The organism is Microbacterium sp. XT11 (genome assembly GCF_001513675.1).
Classification (GTDB): Bacteria; Actinomycetota; Actinomycetes; order Actinomycetales; family Microbacteriaceae; genus Microbacterium.
In genome coordinates this window covers 1,223,298-1,238,993 of record NZ_CP013859.1, presented here as the reverse complement: position 1 = coordinate 1,238,993, position 15,696 = coordinate 1,223,298, and the positions used below count along the sequence as shown (strand labels likewise).

The 15,696-nt window shown below is 69.5% G+C and carries 15 protein-coding genes; 6 read left to right on the top strand and 9 right to left on the bottom strand.

Features of this window, described 5'->3' with window-relative positions; genetic code table 11:
* Positions 1–30: 30 nt before the first annotated feature.
* From AB663_RS05810 to AB663_RS05800, 3 genes are read right to left on the bottom strand one after another with little or no spacing between them, the layout of a single operon-like run.
* Positions 31–561: a GNAT family N-acetyltransferase gene (locus tag AB663_RS05810; RefSeq protein WP_067202255.1), complete on the bottom strand. Its 531-nt coding sequence runs from the start codon at positions 559–561 to the stop codon at positions 31–33.
* Positions 562–611: 50 nt separating this feature from the next.
* Positions 612–2,168, bottom strand: coding sequence for a DHA2 family efflux MFS transporter permease subunit (locus AB663_RS05805; RefSeq protein ID WP_083511133.1), 1,557 nt, complete (start codon positions 2,166–2,168; stop codon positions 612–614).
* Positions 2,169–2,181: 13 nt separating this feature from the next.
* Positions 2,182–2,769 (bottom strand): PadR family transcriptional regulator, encoded by a 588-nt coding sequence (locus AB663_RS05800; protein WP_067202251.1) that lies wholly within the window; start codon positions 2,767–2,769, stop codon positions 2,182–2,184.
* Positions 2,770–2,904: 135 nt separating this feature from the next.
* On the opposite strand from AB663_RS05800, the gene AB663_RS05795 reads away from it, so the two are divergent.
* Both AB663_RS05795 and AB663_RS05790 read left to right on the top strand, forming a co-directional pair.
* Positions 2,905–3,753 (top strand): phosphoribosylaminoimidazolesuccinocarboxamide synthase, encoded by an 849-nt coding sequence (locus AB663_RS05795; protein WP_067196633.1) that lies wholly within the window; start codon positions 2,905–2,907, stop codon positions 3,751–3,753.
* Positions 3,754–3,860: 107 nt separating this feature from the next.
* Complete coding sequence (locus AB663_RS05790) at positions 3,861–5,201, top strand: uracil-xanthine permease family protein (protein ID WP_067196631.1); 1,341 nt, start codon at positions 3,861–3,863, stop codon at positions 5,199–5,201.
* A gap of 63 nt (positions 5,202–5,264) precedes the next feature.
* Here the strand turns inward: AB663_RS05790 and AB663_RS05785 are convergent, their stop codons facing one another.
* The 6 genes from AB663_RS05785 to AB663_RS05760 all read right to left on the bottom strand — a co-directional run bounded on the left by AB663_RS05785 (position 5,265) and on the right by AB663_RS05760 (position 12,003).
* Entirely contained in the window at positions 5,265–5,924 is a 660-nt protein-coding gene (locus tag AB663_RS05785; protein WP_067196629.1) for a TetR/AcrR family transcriptional regulator, read from the bottom strand.
* 208 nt (positions 5,925–6,132) lie between these two features.
* The gene (locus tag AB663_RS05780; RefSeq protein WP_067196627.1) at positions 6,133–7,125 is read right to left on the bottom strand and encodes a LacI family DNA-binding transcriptional regulator; all 993 of its coding nucleotides are present in this window, start codon (positions 7,123–7,125) and stop codon (positions 6,133–6,135) included.
* 88 nt (positions 7,126–7,213) lie between these two features.
* Positions 7,214–8,647, bottom strand: a complete 1,434-nt coding sequence (locus AB663_RS05775; protein WP_067196625.1) for a glycoside hydrolase family 1 protein — start codon at positions 8,645–8,647, stop codon at positions 7,214–7,216.
* The gene (locus tag AB663_RS05770) at positions 8,644–9,525 is read right to left on the bottom strand and encodes a carbohydrate ABC transporter permease (protein WP_067196622.1); all 882 of its coding nucleotides are present in this window, start codon (positions 9,523–9,525) and stop codon (positions 8,644–8,646) included. The genes AB663_RS05775 and AB663_RS05770 overlap by 4 nt, the downstream gene beginning before the upstream one ends.
* Complete coding sequence (locus tag AB663_RS05765; RefSeq protein ID WP_067196620.1) at positions 9,522–10,586, bottom strand: carbohydrate ABC transporter permease; 1,065 nt, start codon at positions 10,584–10,586, stop codon at positions 9,522–9,524. Before AB663_RS05765 ends, AB663_RS05770 begins: the two co-directional genes overlap by 4 nt.
* A gap of 103 nt (positions 10,587–10,689) precedes the next feature.
* Entirely contained in the window at positions 10,690–12,003 is a 1,314-nt protein-coding gene (locus tag AB663_RS05760) for an ABC transporter substrate-binding protein (protein ID WP_067196617.1), read from the bottom strand.
* Between the two features lie 232 nt (positions 12,004–12,235).
* On the opposite strand from AB663_RS05760, the gene AB663_RS05755 reads away from it, so the two are divergent.
* The 4 genes from AB663_RS05755 to AB663_RS05740 all read left to right on the top strand — a co-directional run bounded on the left by AB663_RS05755 (position 12,236) and on the right by AB663_RS05740 (position 15,656).
* Complete coding sequence (locus tag AB663_RS05755) at positions 12,236–12,766, top strand: adenine phosphoribosyltransferase (RefSeq protein ID WP_067196615.1); 531 nt, start codon at positions 12,236–12,238, stop codon at positions 12,764–12,766.
* Positions 12,767–12,927: 161 nt separating this feature from the next.
* A complete protein-coding gene (gene purS, locus AB663_RS05750) occupies positions 12,928–13,176 on the top strand; it encodes a phosphoribosylformylglycinamidine synthase subunit PurS (RefSeq protein WP_067196613.1) in 249 nt (82 codons plus the stop codon).
* Positions 13,173–13,880 carry a phosphoribosylformylglycinamidine synthase subunit PurQ gene (gene purQ, locus AB663_RS05745; protein ID WP_067196611.1) on the top strand — a complete coding sequence of 236 codons (708 nt, stop codon included), beginning with the start codon at positions 13,173–13,175 and terminating at the stop codon, positions 13,878–13,880. Before purS ends, purQ begins: the two co-directional genes overlap by 4 nt.
* A gap of 114 nt (positions 13,881–13,994) precedes the next feature.
* Positions 13,995–15,656 (top strand): glycoside hydrolase family 13 protein, encoded by a 1,662-nt coding sequence (locus AB663_RS05740; protein ID WP_067196609.1) that lies wholly within the window; start codon positions 13,995–13,997, stop codon positions 15,654–15,656.
* Positions 15,657–15,696: the final 40 nt, after the last annotated feature.

The following is a 15,696-nucleotide window of genomic DNA, read 5'->3' as shown; positions in this document are numbered from 1 at the left end:
GTCAGGCGCGGATGCCGCCGTCCGCGGCCGTCAGAGCGCGATCCAGTACCGGCGCAGCAGCGGGTGGCCGCGCTCGGACTGGTCGCGCACATCCTGAAGCACGCCGCCGGCGCCCTCGATGGTCCTGTAGGAGCCGACATTGTCGTCGTCGCACGAGAGCATGACGCGGTCGAGGCCGATCTCGCGCGCTCGGTCGAGACCGAGGCGCAGGGCCGCCGACGCGTAGCCCTGGCGGCGCCGCGACGCGCGGACCGCGTAGCCGATGTGTCCACCGACCTCGCTCAGCCACTCGTTGAGGCGGTGCCGGAACGAGAGGAAGCCGACGACCTCGCCGCCGTCGACGATCCAGTACAGGTCGTTGTGGACGAGGCCGTCCGCCGGCTCCGTGCTCGTATCGGCGAGCTCCTCCGCCTTCGCGACGAGAGCATCGAGCGTCGCGCGGTCGGGTGTGACGGGCGCCTGGAGTCCGGAGCCGTCGATGTGCGCCGATCCGAACTCCGCGACGGCCTCCGCCCAGCTGTCGAAGAGGTCGGCGGTGGGGCGGATGAGCGTGATCGTCATCACCCGATGACATCACACCCGACGATGCGTCGCCACTCCAGGCGTCGGCCTCAGCGAGAACCGGCCGCCGCGGCGCCGGCATCCGTCGTCGCGTACCTGCCGAGGAAGAGCGAGGCGACGAGCGCGACCACCATCACCGCCGCGGGGAGCAGGAGCGTCTGCGACATGCCGGCCGAGAAGCCCTCGGCGACCTGGGGAGGCAGGGCACCGCCCGACCCGATCCCGGTGGGCGCCTCGGCGAGTCCGGGGAGGTTCGCCTCCAGCCGCGCCTGCATGAACGCCGCGATGGATGCCGAGCCGATCACCGAGCCGATCGTACGGGTCGTGTTGTAGATGCCCGCTCCCGCCCCGGCCTGTCGCGGCGGCAGCTTGCGCGTGGCCGTGGTGGCGAGCGGTCCCCACATCCCCGCGTTGCCGACGCCCATGAGCGCCGAGGGGAGGAGGAACATCCAGATGGGGGTGTCGACCGAGAGCAGAGCCGAGTACCAGAGCAGCGCGCCGCCGACGCAGAGGAGTCCCGGGACGAGGATGATGCGCGGGTCGACGCGGTCGAGGAGCTTGCCCGCGAGCGGCGCGAGCCCGCCCGACAGCACGGCCATGGGGATCATCAGCAGCGCGGCCTCGGTGGGGGTGAGCCCTCGTGCGAGCTGCAGGAAGAACATGAGCGGCAGCGACATGCTCGTCACGGTGAATCCGACGGCGGCGATCGCGACGTTCGCGCCCGAGAAGTTCCTGTCGCGGAAGAGCGCGAGGGGCACCAGGGGCTCGCTGCGGGTGCGGGCCTGCTGCACGATGAAGAGCGCAAGCACGACGAGTCCCGCGATGATGAGACCCCACACCGACACGGGGGCCCAGATGACGCCCCAGTCGTACTTCTCCCCCTCCTGCAGGCCGAAGACCAGGAGGAAGAGGGCGACGGCGCTGAGAACGACGCCGAGCACGTCGAAGCGATGCGGATGCCTCGCCAGCTTCGGCACGAGGATCCACGCCAGCACGAATCCGATCACGCCGACAGGGAGGTTGACGAAGAAGATCCACTCCCAGCCGAGCCCGTCGACGAGCACGCCGCCCAGCAGCGGACCGAGGAGCGTGGCGACGCCCGCCGTCGCTCCCCACAGCCCCATCGCGGCGCCGCGGCGATCCGCGGGGAAGGTGCGCGTGATCACGGCCATCGTCTGCGGAGTCATGAACGCGGCACCGAGTCCCTGCACGGCGCGCGCGACGACGAGTCCTTCGAGCGACGTCGAGAGGCCGCACCACAGCGACGCCAGGGTGAACAGCGCAAGGCCGATGAGATAGATGTTCTTCGGGCCGAAGCGGTCGCCGAGGCGGCCCGTGATGAGCAGCGGCACGGCGTAGGCCAGCAGGTAGGCGCTGGTGACCCACACGACGTTGTCGAGGTTGTTGCTCTGCGGGTCGAGAGCCGCCTTGATGGCGGGATTGGCCACCGACACGATCGTGGTGTCGACCAGGATCATGAAGAATCCGATGACGAGCGCCCACAGAGCGGGCCACGGGCTCGCGGGCTTGTGACCGACCGAGTAGGTGCCGGTCGACGTGGGGATGGCCCCGCCAGGAGCATCCGCAGCGCGGGAGGGTTCAGTCATTCCGATGTGCCTTTCATTCGGCAAGCGAGCAATCCGGATCGGAGCCCCAGGCGAAGCCGGGGGACGCGATCCGCGGGATCAGGGAGTCGAGCCAGTCGACCTCGGCCTGCTGCAGGACCCGGTGGCGGTCGACTTCGAGGAGGTACTGCTCGGGCACTCCGCGTGATGCGGCGCCCTCCAGTCCGTCGCGGAGCACGTCGAGCTCTCCGCGCAGTCGATCGCGCCGAGCCGTGAGCAGGGCTACGACCTCGTCGCGATCGAGGTTGTGCGCCTCGGCGAGCGCGACGCGGAACTGTGTCGTCCTTCCGGACGCGCCGAGCTCGGTGCGCACCCACTCGGCCACGGCGGACGAGCCCTGCGGCGTGAGGGTGTAGGTCGTGCGCTCCGGCCGGTTGCCTTCGCGGTCGACCCCGACCTCTTCGATCAGCCCCTGGGAGTTCAAGCGGGCGACCGTGTGATAGAGCGTGCCGTTGGTGACCGTGATGATCCGGTCGTCACGGCGCTGGCGCAGCAGGCGCGCCATCTCATAGGGATGCATGTCGCCCTCGCGCAGCAGCGCGAGCACCATCACCCCGAGGGGTGTGAGTGCGGCATCCTTCACGATCACTCCTTCTCGATTAGTCCATGTGGACTAATCGAATTGGACTATACACGTGACGACACCGCCGGCGCCACTCACTCCCCTGCGCGAGGTCGTGGCCTCCGACATCGGGATAATGGCTAGGTGAGCGAAGCGATGAGCATCCCCGGCTGGCGGCACGTCTACTCCGGCAAGGTCCGCGACCTGTACGCCTCCGAAGACCCGGGGGACACGCGCATCCTCGTCGTCGCGTCCGACCGCGTGAGCGCCTTCGACTTCGCGCTCACACCCGGCATCCCCGACAAGGGCGCGCTCCTGACCCGCCTGAGCCGGTGGTGGTTCGCGCAGCTCGACGTGCCCAATCACCTCGCCGACGGGGAGCTGCCGGCATCCGTCGCCGACCGCGCGATGCTCGCGCAGTCGCTCGAGATGATCCCCATCGAGTGCGTGGTGCGCGGATACCTCACCGGATCCGGGTGGGTGGAGTACCAGGAGAGCGGCACGGTGTGCGGCATCCCCCTCCCCGACGGGTTGCAGAACGGCGATCGCCTGCCGGAGCCCCTCTTCACTCCGGCATACAAGGCACCGCTCGGCGAGCACGACGAGAACATCTCGTTCGATCGCACCGCCGAGATCGTCGGCGCCGAACGTGCGGCCCAGCTGCGCGACGTCTCGCTCTCGATCTACTCGCGCGCCGCGGCCATCGCCGAGGCGAAGGGGCTCATCCTGGCCGACACCAAGTTCGAGTTCGGAACGGATGCCGAAGGCACGCTGCGCCTCGCCGACGAGGTGCTCACGAGCGACTCGTCGCGGTACTGGGACGCGGAGTCTTGGCGGACGGGAACCACTCCGGCCGCGCGCATGGCGAGCTTCGACAAGCAGATCGTCCGCGACTGGCTCGCCGCGAACTGGGACAAGCAGGGCGAGCCGCCCGCTCTGCCCGACGACGTCGTGGCCCGCACGGCCGACCGCTACCGCGAGCTCATCGAGCGCCTCGGAGCCTGAACCGAGCTCCTCCGAGCCCGATCCGCCCCACAGCATCCAGGGAACACTCAGGAATCGGTAGTGTTGCTCCAGCACTCCCGACACCCCCGAACCTGAGGAGCTCGCCCATGCCTCTGTGGAAACTGCACGGCGACGGACGCACCGTCGAACCCGGTGCCGTCGTCCGCCCCGACGAACGCCTGAACTGGCCGGGAACCATCGCGATCGGCGTGCAGCACGTCGTAGCGATGTTCGGCGCGACGTTCCTCGTCCCCATCCTCACCGGGTTCCCGGTCTCGACCACGCTGCTCTTCTCCGGCGCCGGTACGCTGCTCTTCCTGCTGCTCACGCGCAACAAGCTCCCCAGCTACCTCGGCTCGTCGTTCGCCTTCATCGCGCCGATCACCGCGCTGAACGGCGGGCAGGCACTCGAGACACCCGAGCAGATCACCCAGGCGCTCGTCGGCGTCGTCGCGGCCGGCGTGCTGCTGGCGGCCATCGGCTTCCTCGTGCAGGCGGTGGGCACGGGCTGGATCGACAAGCTCATGCCGCCCGTCGTCGCCGGCTCCATCGTGGCGCTCATCGGCTTCAACCTGGCTCCGGCCGCGTGGGGCAACTTCCAGCGGCAGCCCGAGCTCGCCACCGTGACGCTGGCGGCCGTTGTGCTGTTCAGCGTGCTCTTCCGCGGATTCCTCGGGCGCATCTCGGTGTTCCTCGGCGTGATCGTCGGCTACATCGTGGCTGTCATCACCGGCCAGGTCGACTTCACCGGCATCGCCGACGCGGCATGGATCGGGCTGCCCGACTTCCACCTCGCCGCGGTGGGCGACCCGTCGGCGTGGGCGCTCGTGCCCATGTTCCTGCCCGTCGTTCTCGTGCTCATCGCCGAGAACGTGGGGCACGTGCGCGGCGTCGCGACCATGACCGACGACCCCGGCATCAACAAGCACACCGGACGTGCCCTCGTCGCCGACGGCCTGGCGACGACGCTCGCCGGCGGCTTCGGCGGCTCCGGCACGACGACCTACGGCGAGAACATCGGCGTCATGGCGGCGACGCGCGTCTACTCGACGGCGGCCTACTGGGTCGCGGGAACCGTGGCCATCCTCCTCGCGTTCTCGCCGAAGATCGGCGTGATCTTCAACACCATCCCCGCCGGAGTGCTTGGCGGCGCGACCACCGCGCTGTACGGCCTCATCGGCGTGATCGGCATCAAGATCTGGGTCGACAACCGCGTCGACTTCTCGCGCCCGGTCAACCAGTACACCGTTGCGGTGTCGTTCGTCATCGCGATCGCGGGATTCATGATGAGCTGGGGCACCTTCCAGCTCGGCGCGATCGTGCTCGGCACCATCGCCGCGCTCGTCATCTACCACCTCGGCAACGCGGTCGCCCGCTGGCGCAAGAGCGGCGCAGACGACGGAGGACCGATCCCCGCGGTCGGCCCCCTGGGCGGCGACCCCGCCTGAGGATCCGCGCTGACGCCTCTCCCGGTCACCTCGACCAGGAGAGGCGTCGGCGTCTGCGGCGACTCACCCGCGCAGGGCACCAGACGCGCGGGGCCGCGGCTCGCCGGTGCGCGGCGGCGCCGGGAGGGGCAGAGGACTCTCGGGCGAGGGAAGCCCGTAGAGCGCACGCGCCCACCGCCGCGCGTCTTCCAGGGGGTAGGTGTCGCCGTACACCGCGTACTTCACGAACACCCCCTCGAGCATGCTGCGCAGCATGACCTCCTCGAGCGCGGGATCGGCCGCGCCTCGGGCCCGGAAGATCTCGCGCACGGCATCCTCGGCTGCGGTGACCCCCGCCTCATGCCGACGCTCCGACTCCGCGAACAGGCGGTGCGTGTGCGGCTGCTGCTGCATGGCGAGCACGGCCCGCTGCAGAGGGATGGCGAAGCCCGTCGCGAGCAGCGCGCCGTCGATCACGGACGCGAGGCGCTCATCCGCGGTGCCCTCGACGCGGGCGAAACCGATCACGGTCTCGAACCAGCGATCGATCACCGCGGAGATGAGCTGGTCTTTGCCGCCGAAGTGGTAGTTCACGAGCCCCTGCGCGACACCGGCTCTGCTCGTGATCTCGGCGATGCTGGCCCCGGCGACCCCGCGTTCGGCGAAGAGCGCGATCGCCGCTTCGAGGATGTTCTCGCGCGCGCGTTCCCGTGCCTGGCGGTTCTGCTCTTCCGAGCGCGCCATGCGGCATCCTCCCTGGGCTGCGAAGACGGCTGCCTTCCGTGACGGCCCCATCTCCCTATAGATTAATCACTGAACACTCATTCAATCTCCACATCCCGCGGCTCCTCGCAGGCCGCCCCGAGACCCACGGATGCGGGCCTGCCTGGAGGGGCGCCAGGCCCGCGTCCGTGTTCATCCCCGGAGTCGGCGACGCGCGCCGACGCCCGGTTCAGGCCGACTCGCGCACCACGAGCTCGGTGGGCAGGATCGTCGTGCGCTCGGGGGTGCCGCCGGCGAGATGGGCGAGCAGAACCTCGGCCATCGTCTCGCCCTGCTTGTACATCGGCTGGCGCACCGTGGTCAGCGGCGGGTCCGTGGTGAGGGCGACCGCGGAGTCGTCATAGCCCACGATCGCCACGTCGTCGGGCACGCGGATGCCGGCCCGGCGCAGCACCCCGATGGCGCCTCGGGCCATGAGGTCGCTGGCGACGAAGATCGCGTCGGGAGTCCCCGCGGCGAGGATGCGGCGCGCCGCCTCGGCGCCTCCGGCTTCGCCGTAGTCTCCCGCCTCCACTGCGAAGGGCTCGAGACCGGCATCCGCCATCGCCGATCGGAAACCCTGCAGGCGATCGCCGGCGGCGAGCATCGTCAGCGGTCCGGTCACGGTGGCGATGCGTGTGCGCCCGATCTCGATGAGCCGCCTGGTCGCCGTCTTGGCACCTTCGACGTTGTCGACGTCGACCACGTAGTCGGAGTCGCGCTCGTGCACGGGCCGTCCGCCGAAGACCGTCGGCACGGCTTCGGCGATGCTGTCGATGTACGCGTCGCTCGTGTGGTGCGAGACGATGAGCGCCCCGTCGACGCCGCCGTTGCGCACGAAGGCGCCCATCTTGTCGCCGGGGTCCTCGCTCGCGATCAGCAGGTTGAGCAGGTAGTCGGACCCGGCGAGCGCACCGGTGATGCCCGCGACGATCGCCGCGAAGAACGGATCGCCGAAGAAGCGCGTGGTGTCTTCGGGCACGATCAGCGCGATGGCGTGCGTCTGCCGCGAGGCGAGCGAGCGCGCCGCCCTGTTGGGCACGTAGTTGAGCCGGGCGATCGCTGCCCGCACGGCGTCGAGCGCCTCGGGGCTCACCGCGGTCGAGCCGTTGACGACGCGCGAGACCGTCGACCGCGAGACGCCGGCGGCAGCGGCCACCTCCTCGATGGTCGTCCTGGTCATGAGAGCTCCTCGACGTCGTCCGCGCAGACCTCGCGCCGGGCACAGCCGCCGACGCGCTCAGCGTCGCGCTCCCCGGGGTGCTCCGACGTCAGAGGGCGCGCGCCGCGATGATCCGAGCGTACTCGCGACCGGAGTCCTTCACGGTGCGCTCCTGGGTGTCGTAGTCGACGCGCACGAGTCCGAACCGCTTGTCGTAGCCCCACGCCCACTCGAAGTTGTCGAGCAGCGACCAGTAGAAGTAGCCGCGCACGTCGACGCCGGACTCCACCGCGTCGAGCACGGCATCCAGGTGCAGACGAAGGAACCTGGTGCGGTCGTCATCGTGCACCAGCCCGTCGTCGCCGACGACGTCGTCGTAGGCGGCTCCGTTCTCGGTGACCGACAGCATCGTGCCGGCCGGTCGGGCATACTCCTCCCACACGCGCCGCAGCAGACGCGTCAGCCCCTCGGGCTGCACTTCCCAGTTCTGGGCGGTGCGCGGCAGACCCCGCTCGACCGAGTGGATGCCGGCATCCGACGGGTACGGGCTGCGGCCGGGGCGCGCTGTCGCCGGCCCGCCAGACACCGGCGCGTCGGCGGGTGCGCTCCCCGCCACGAGGTCGCCGTGGTAATAGTTCACCCCGTGCGTGTCGATGCGCGCCGAGATCGCGGCGAGGTCGCCCTCGTGGATCGCCGACTCGAAGAGCGAGACGGCCTCGGGATCGACAGCCCTGATGTCCTCGACGATGTCGGCCGGGTACGCCCCGCGGTAGATCGGGTCGAGGAACCAGCGGTTGAACTGCCCGTCGACACGGCGCGCGGCGTCGACGTCGGCGGGGTTCTGCGGGTCGGCGGGGTCGGCGACCGTGTGGTTCAAGGTGATGCCGAGGTTCAGGTTCGCATCCCGCGAGCGCAGCTCCTCAACGGTGCGTCCGTGTGCGAGCAGCAGGTGGTGCGAGGCCAGCAGCCCCTCGGCGATGCTCGTGTGCCCCGGCGCGTGCTCCCCGCCCGTATACGAGAGGAACGAGGCGCACCACGGCTCGTTCAGCGTCGTCCACACGCCCACGCGGTCGCCGAGAGCGTCGTGCACGGTGCCCGCGTACTCGACGAAGCGCTCGACGGTATCGCGGTTCGTCCAGCCTCCGGCATCCTGCAGCGCCTGCGGCATGTCCCAGTGGTAGAGGGTGAGCCATGGCAGGATGCCGGCGTCGAGCAGCTCGTCGACCAGCCTGCTGTAGAAGTCGACGCCCGCGCGATTCACCGCACCGCCGTCGGGCCGCACGCGCGACCACGACGTCGAGAAGCGGTAGGTCTGCAGACCGAGGTCCTTCATGAGCGCGACGTCGTCGCGGTAGCGGTGATAGTGGTCGCACGCCACATCGGCGTTGTCGCCGTTCACCACCGCACCCGGCACCCTCGTGAAGGCGTCCCAGATCGACGCCGTCCGCCCGTCCTCGAACGCGGCGCCTTCGATCTGATAGGCCGCGGTCGCCACGCCGAAGAGGAAGTCGTGCGGAAAGGGTCGTGGGGTCATGGAGGTCATCCTTTCACCGCGCCCGCCATGATGCCACTGACCAGCTGCTTGCCTGCCACGGCGAACAGCAGCAGCAGAGGCAGTGTGGCCAGGATCGCTCCGGCGAGCACGATCGAGTAGTCGATGTAATAGCCCGACTGCAGCTGGCTGAGCGCCGTCTGCAGAGTGGGGTTCTGAGGTGAGAGCACGATGAGCGGCCACAGGTAGTCGGTCCACGCCGTCATGAACGTGAACAGGCCGAGGATCGCCATCGCCGGACGGGCGGCCGGCAGCCCGACGGTGAGGAAGGTGCGGAACTGGTTCGCCCCGTCCATGCGGGCGGCTTCGATGAGCTCGTCGGGGATCACGCCGACGAGGTACTGGCGCATGAAGAACACGCCGAACGCGGTGACCAGCGTGGGCACGATGACCGCGCCGATCGATCCGGTCCAGCCGAACTCGCGCATGACCATGAACAGCGGGATGATGCCCAGCTGCGTGGGGATCGCCATGGTCGCGATGACGAACACCATGAGACCGTCTCGACCACGGAACCGCAGCTTGGCGAAGGCGTACCCTGCGAGGGTCGAGAAGGTCACCACCGATACCGTGATGACCGCCGACACGATGAGCGAGTTGCCCAGGGCGAGCCAGAACGGGATCGCGTCGAGCACTCGCGCGGCGTTGGCGACGAAGTTGCCTCCGGGGATGAGCGGCAGCGTCTCGCCCCGTGTGGCGTTCGTGCCGCTGGCGACGACGAACGACCACCACAGCGGATAGACGCTGCCGATGATGAAGGCGGCCAGCAGCCCGTAGGTGAGGAAGCCGGGACGGCTGCCGATGCCTGCCGTCCCCGCGCTGCGCCGGCGGATGCGCTCCGGCACGCTCAGCGCCTGCGTTGCGGTCATCGGTCGGCTCCTGTCGTGGTCGCTGCGGATTCGGTGCGGTCACGCCGACGGCGGGCGACGCGCGAGCGCGGGGCGTCGCCGGTGGCGATCCGGCGCGAGATGAGGAAGTTGATCACGCCGATGCCGACGATCAGCGCGAAGAGCAGGATCGCGACGGCGGATGCCTCGCCGAGGTTCCTGCGGAAGAAGGCCAGTTCCCAGAGGAAGAGCACGGTGGTCTGGAACTGCCGGTCGCTTCCGCCGATGCCCCCGGCGGTGGAGACGTCGAACAGGCGCGGCTCCGCGAAGATCTGCAAGCCGCCGATCGTGGCCGTGATGATGACGAAGATGAGGGTCGGACGGATCGAGGGGATGGTGATGGAGAAGAAGCGACGCACGGAGCCGGCGCCGTCGAGCGCGGCCGACTCGTACAGGTCACGCGGCACGGCCTGCATCGCGGCGAGGAGGATGAGCGCGTTGTAACCGGTCCAGCGGAAGTTGACCATGATCGCGATCGCGATGTGCGAGAGGAAGGTGTTGTGCTTCCACTCCTGATCGGCGATGCCGATGAGGTTGAGGAGGTTGTTGGCCAGGCCGTCCGCCTCGTTGAACACGCTGGAGAAGATGATCGCCACCGCCACCGGAGTGACGACGTAGGGGATGAGCACGCTCATGCGCCAGAAGGTCGGCGCCCGCAGGCCGCGGTCGAGCAGATACGCGATGAGCAGTGCCATCGCCAGCTGCGGCACGGCGGAGAGCACGAAGATGCTCAGCGTGTTGCCGATCGAGTTCCAGAACATGGCGTCGCCGAGGATCTCGACGAAGTTGTCGATGCCGACGAAGCCGCCCTCGCCCTTGAGCAGATCCCAGTCGTGCACGGCGACGTAGACCGTGTACGCCAGCGGGAACAGCCCGACCAGGCCGAACAGCAGGAAGAACGGCGAGACGTAGAAGTACGGCGAGGCGTTCTGGTCGAACCGCGACAGCCGGTGGCGCCACGAGCGCTCCGGCACGGCATCCTTCCGCACGGATGCCGCTGCCGCGCGCTCCTCGCGCTCCTCGCGCTGAGCAGTGAGGGTCATGAGGTCTCCCGTCGGAGGGTCGGGCGCTGTTCCGGTCGCAGTTCCCGCAGCTGCGGAGGTGCCGAGACGGCGGGAACTGCGACCGGAAGGCGCGAGGTGACGGTCAGCCGACCAGGTCGTCCAGCAGCTCGAGAGCCTGCTTCCAGGCGCCCTGCGTGTCGGTCTCACCGCGATCGAGCGCGCTGAGCGCCGGGCCGAACACGTTCTCCTGGATGACCGAGTCGTCGGCTCCCTTGAACTGCGCCACCACGCCCTGCGCCCGCTCGGCGAGGATGGCGCCGGTCGGCGCGCCGTTGAAGAACTCGTTCGGCGTGGCCTCGGCGGCCAGCGTCTCCTGAGCCTTCACCGTCGAGGGGAAGTTGCCGGCCGCGGCCGACTGCTTCACCTGCTGCTCCGGCTGCGTCAGCCAGTCGGCGAGCGCCGCCGCCTCCTTCTTGTGCGCGGAGCTCTCGGGGATCGACAGCCAGGCGCCACCCCAGTTGGCAGCCCCGCCGGGGAACACGTCGGCGAAGTCCCAGCCCGTCGACGCGTCTCCGCCGCCGGCCTCCACCTGTCCCTGCACGACCCCGAGCATCCAACCAGGGCACACGAACGTCGCGAACGTGCCGTCGACGAACGACTTGCCGCCGTTCCAGTCCCACGCGGACTGCGCGGCGGACTGGCCGCCCTCGGTCGCCGCCCCCAGCAGCTCGAAGCGCGCCTTCAGCTCGGCGTTGCCCTCGACGTTCAGCTCGCCGTCGGCCGTGTAGTACCCCTCGTCGAGCTGGTTCACCATCGAGTTCCAGACGAATCCGGAGTGGTCGTACCAGGCCTTGCCCGTCTTGTCGGTGTACTGCTGGCCGACCTCGAAGTAGTGCTCCCAGTCGCCGCTGAGCAGTTCGGCCACCGACTCGCGGTCGCTGGGCAGGCCGGCAGCCTCGAACGCCGGACGGTTGTAGCAGATGCCGGTCGGACCGATGTCGGTGCCGTAGCCGATCACACGGCCCTCGGCATCCGTGCCCTGGGCGTACTTCCAGTCCACCCAGTCGTCCTTGCGGTCTTCGATGCCGTAGTCGCGCAGGTCGACGAAGGTGTCGGAGACGTCCATGATCGCGCCGAGCCAGCCCTCTTCGATCGCAACGATGTCGCTGAGGCCGCTCCCGGCGGCGATCTTCGTGAACGCGTCGGTGCGGGCGTTGCCGCCGGTGTCGATGTTGGTCGCCTCGATGGTGATGTTCGGGTGCTCCTTCTCGTACTCCTCGTAGAGGTCGTCGTAGCCGAACGTGCCGAACGTGGTGATCGTCAGTGTGATCTTCTCGTCGGAGCCGGCGCCGGCGTCGGCCGATCCGGTCGATGCGGAGCATCCGGCCAGCGCCAGGGCGGAGACCGAGGCCAGGGATGCCGTCACCAGCATCCGACGGCGAGCGTGCGTGTTCACAGTTCACTCCTTTGTGGTGGGTGTGGGGTCGTGCTCGGGTTCGTGGTGCGTGCGCGGTCGCGCTCAGGTGCTGAGCCGTTCGAGCGGTTCGAACAGTTCGAGCGGCCGGAACATGGGAGCGCTCCCACGCACTGTTGAGCACCTTATGGGAGCGCTCCCACAACTGTCAAGCCCCGGCGCGCATGCGGGACGGTCGCGACGGCCTCACAGCCGAGGCGAGTACCCTTGCCCGATGCCCGACACCGAACTCTCTCCCGCTCTCGCCCGCGCTCAGTCGCTGATCCGCTCCGTCCCCGACTACCCCGAGAAGGACATCGTCTTCCGCGACATCACGCCGCTGCTGGCGGATGCCGAGGCGCTGCGCGTCACCACCGAGGCGATCATCGAGCCCTTCGCAGGGCAGTTCGACGTGGTCGCAGGCATCGAGGCGCGCGGGTTCATCCTCGCCGGTGCCGCGGCGATCGCCGCAGGGGTGGGCCTCATCCCGATCCGCAAGGCGGGCAAGCTGCCCCGGCCCGCGGCATCCGTCGACTATGCGCTCGAGTACGGCACCGCGACCATCGAGATGCACGACGACCTCCCGGCCGGGTCGCGCGTGCTGCTCATCGACGACGTGCTCGCGACCGGCGGAACTCTCGCGGCCGGTCGGCGACTCGTCGAGCGCCTCGGCAGCCACGTGACCGGCATCTCGGTGCTGTTCGAGATCGACGGCCTCGGAGGTCGCGACGCGATCGGCGACCTCCACACGGTCTTCCACTCCTGAGCGGAAACCCGGGGCGTGGGCGGTCGGCAGCGGATGCCGGGTCGCCACACGGACGCCGCCCACCGAGGGTGCCGCGTCACGCGGACGGATGCCGCGTCGGGGATGTCGCGCGTGCCGGTAGACTGGAAGCGCCCGTCCGCCCGCGACTTCCGGAGCCGTTCATGCCCACCATCGTCGTCGACGTCATGCCCAAGCCCGAACTGCTCGACCCGCAGGGGAAGGCCGTGTCCGGCGCCTTCGCCCGCCTGGGCGTCGAGGGCTTCAGCGACGTCCGCATCGGCAAGCGCTTCGAGCTCACCGTCGACGGCGAGGTCACCGACGAGGTCCTCGCCGAGGCCCGTCGCATCGCCGACGAGGTGCTCTCGAACTCCGTCATCGAGGACGTCGTCGGCATCGAGGTCGCGGAATGACGGTCCGCATCGGGGTCATCACCTTCCCCGGGTCGCTCGACGACCGTGACGCGCAGCGAGCCGTGCGCATCGCCGGCGCAGAGCCCGTCGCGCTCTGGCACGGCTCGCACGACCTCGAGGGCGTCGACGCGCTCGTGCTCCCCGGCGGCTTCAGCTACGGCGACTACCTGCGCAGCGGTGCGATCGCGGCACTGTCGCCGATCATGTCCGAGGTCAAGGACGCCGCAGCAAAGGGCATGCCCATCCTCGGCATCTGCAACGGCTTCCAGATGCTCGTCGAGGCGCACCTGCTGCCGGGAGGTCTGATCCGCAACGACCACCAGCACTTCGTGCGCCGCGACCAGAAGCTCACGGTCGAGAACTCCGACACCGCGTGGACGAACACCTTCCGCACCGGCCAGGAGATCGTCATCCCCCTGAAGAACGCCGAGGGCGGCTACATCGCGGATGCCGAGACGCTCGACCGCCTGGAGGGCGAGGGCCTCGTCGCGTTCCGCTACGCCGGCGTGAACCCCAATGGATCTCTCCGCGACATCGCCGGTCTCACGAACGAGGCAGGTAACGTCGTCGGACTCATGCCGCACCCCGAGCACGCCACCGAGCCCGGCTTCGGCCCCGACACCGCGGTGGCGATGCGCTCCGGCGTCGACGGCCTCGGCTTCTTCCAGAGCGCGATCAACGCGGTCGCCCGCATCGCGGCCTAACTCGCGCCGACCCGAAGCTGCAACACGCCCTCGCAGCACACCGCGACACGCCCATCCGAACCGATTCGATTCGCGCTCTGGCACGACTGTAAGCGTTTGCACTAGCCTGTTCCCATGGCACAGCTTGAGCAGATCGCAGCCCCCGGTTCCGAGTGGTGGCGAAGCGCGGTCATCTATCAGATCTACCCCCGCTCCTTCGCCGATGCATCGGGTGACGGTGTGGGCGACCTGCCCGGCATCACCAGCCGCCTCGACGCCTTGAAGGACCTCGGCATCGACGCGATCTGGCTGAGCCCGTTCATGACGAGCCCGCAGCGCGACGCCGGCTACGACGTGGCCGACTACCGCGACGTCGACCCGCTGTTCGGAACCCTCGCCGACTTCGACGAGATGCTCGCACAGGCCCACGCCCGCGGCATCCGCGTGATCGTCGACCTCGTTCCGAACCACTCGTCCGACCAGCATCCGTGGTTCCAGGCCGCGCTGAAGGCCGGCCCCGGCAGCCCCGAGCGCGCCCGGTACGTGTTCCGCGACGGACGCGGCGAGAACGGCGAGCTTCCTCCGAACAACTGGGAATCGGTGTTCGGCGGCGGCATGTGGGAGCGCGTGACCGAGGCCGATGGCACGCCCGGCCAGTGGTACCTGCACATCTTCGATGCCACGCAGCCCGACTTCGACTGGACGAACGAGGAGGTCAAGGAGGAGTTCCGCAGCATCCTGCGTTTCTGGCTCGACCGCGGGGTCGACGGCTTCCGGGTCGACGTCGCGCACGGCATGGTCAAGCAGGCCGGGCTCCCCGACTACGCGCCGGTGCCGGATGCCGACTCCATGGGCGGCGGCGAGGAGAACGTGCCGTACTGGGGCCAGGACGAGGTGCACGACATCTACCGCGACTGGCACAAGGTGCTCGCCGAGTACGACGGCGACCGCGCCCTGTGCGGCGAGGCATGGCTGCCGACGCTGAAGAAGACGGCGCTGTGGGTGCGTCCCGACGAGATGCACCAGACCTTCAACTTCCCGTACCTGATGACGCCGTGGAACGCGGAGGAGCTGCGCGACGTCATCCGCGAATCGCTCGACGAGTTCGGCGCCGTGGGTGCACCCAGCACCTGGGTGCTCTCGAACCACGACGTCGTGCGGCACGCGTCGCGCCTCGCGCTGACGGCGGAGAACCCGCAGGGCGAGGGCATCGGGCCGAAGACCCCGAACAAGCCGGACACGAGGATCGGCCTCGCGCGCGCCCGCGCCGCGACGACCCTGATGCTCGCGCTCCCCGGCTCGGCGTACCTGTACCAGGGCGAGGAGCTCGGGCTGCCGGAGGCCATGGAGATCCCCGACGAGTTCCGCCAGGACCCGACGTGGTTCCGCACGAACGGCAAGCGGTACGGACGCGACGGATGCCGCGTGCCGCTGCCGTGGGAGGCGGACGCCCCGGCGTTCGGCTTCAACGCGACCGGCAAGTCGTGGCTGCCGCAGCCGGACGAGTGGGCGCAGTATGCGCGCGACGTCGAGGCGGCTGACGACGCTTCGACCCTGGCCCTGTACAAGGAGCTGCTCGCGACGCGCCGACGCTACGGCTTCGGCAGCGGCTCGCTGGTCTGGGAGGACGCGGGGGCGGATGCCGTGGCCTTCCGCCGCGGCGACGTGCACGTGCTCGCAAACCTCGGCACGGAGCCCCTGCCGCTGCCCGAGGGCGCCACGGTCATCGTCCGCAGCCAGCCGTTCGAGGGCGACGCCCTCCCCGTCGACACCGCGGTCTGGTTCACGCAGGCCTGACCCACCCCCACCCCACGCACCCCGCTCCGGTATGAGTTGT

Excerpts from the sequence above, each read along its gene's own strand:
- AB663_RS05795 (WP_067196633.1), top strand. The coding sequence starts at position 2,905 with ATGAGCATCCCCGGCTGGCGGCACGTCTACTCCGGCAAGGTCCGCGAC.
- AB663_RS05805 (WP_083511133.1), bottom strand. The coding sequence starts at position 2,168 with ATGACTGAACCCTCCCGCGCTGCGGATGCTCCTGGCGGGGCCATCCCC.
- AB663_RS05785 (WP_067196629.1), bottom strand. The coding sequence starts at position 5,924 with ATGGCGCGCTCGGAAGAGCAGAACCGCCAGGCACGGGAACGCGCGCGC.
- AB663_RS05790 (WP_067196631.1), top strand. The coding sequence starts at position 3,861 with ATGCCTCTGTGGAAACTGCACGGCGACGGACGCACCGTCGAACCCGGT.
- AB663_RS05810 (WP_067202255.1), bottom strand. The coding sequence starts at position 561 with ATGACGATCACGCTCATCCGCCCCACCGCCGACCTCTTCGACAGCTGG.
- purQ (WP_067196611.1), top strand. The coding sequence starts at position 13,173 with ATGACGGTCCGCATCGGGGTCATCACCTTCCCCGGGTCGCTCGACGAC.
- AB663_RS05770 (WP_067196622.1), bottom strand. The coding sequence starts at position 9,525 with ATGACCGCAACGCAGGCGCTGAGCGTGCCGGAGCGCATCCGCCGGCGC.
- AB663_RS05775 (WP_067196625.1), bottom strand. The coding sequence starts at position 8,647 with ATGACCTCCATGACCCCACGACCCTTTCCGCACGACTTCCTCTTCGGC.
- purS (WP_067196613.1), top strand. The coding sequence starts at position 12,928 with ATGCCCACCATCGTCGTCGACGTCATGCCCAAGCCCGAACTGCTCGAC.
- AB663_RS05780 (WP_067196627.1), bottom strand. The coding sequence starts at position 7,125 with ATGACCAGGACGACCATCGAGGAGGTGGCCGCTGCCGCCGGCGTCTCG.
- AB663_RS05755 (WP_067196615.1), top strand. The coding sequence starts at position 12,236 with ATGCCCGACACCGAACTCTCTCCCGCTCTCGCCCGCGCTCAGTCGCTG.
- AB663_RS05740 (WP_067196609.1), top strand. The coding sequence starts at position 13,995 with ATGGCACAGCTTGAGCAGATCGCAGCCCCCGGTTCCGAGTGGTGGCGA.
- AB663_RS05765 (WP_067196620.1), bottom strand. The coding sequence starts at position 10,586 with ATGACCCTCACTGCTCAGCGCGAGGAGCGCGAGGAGCGCGCGGCAGCG.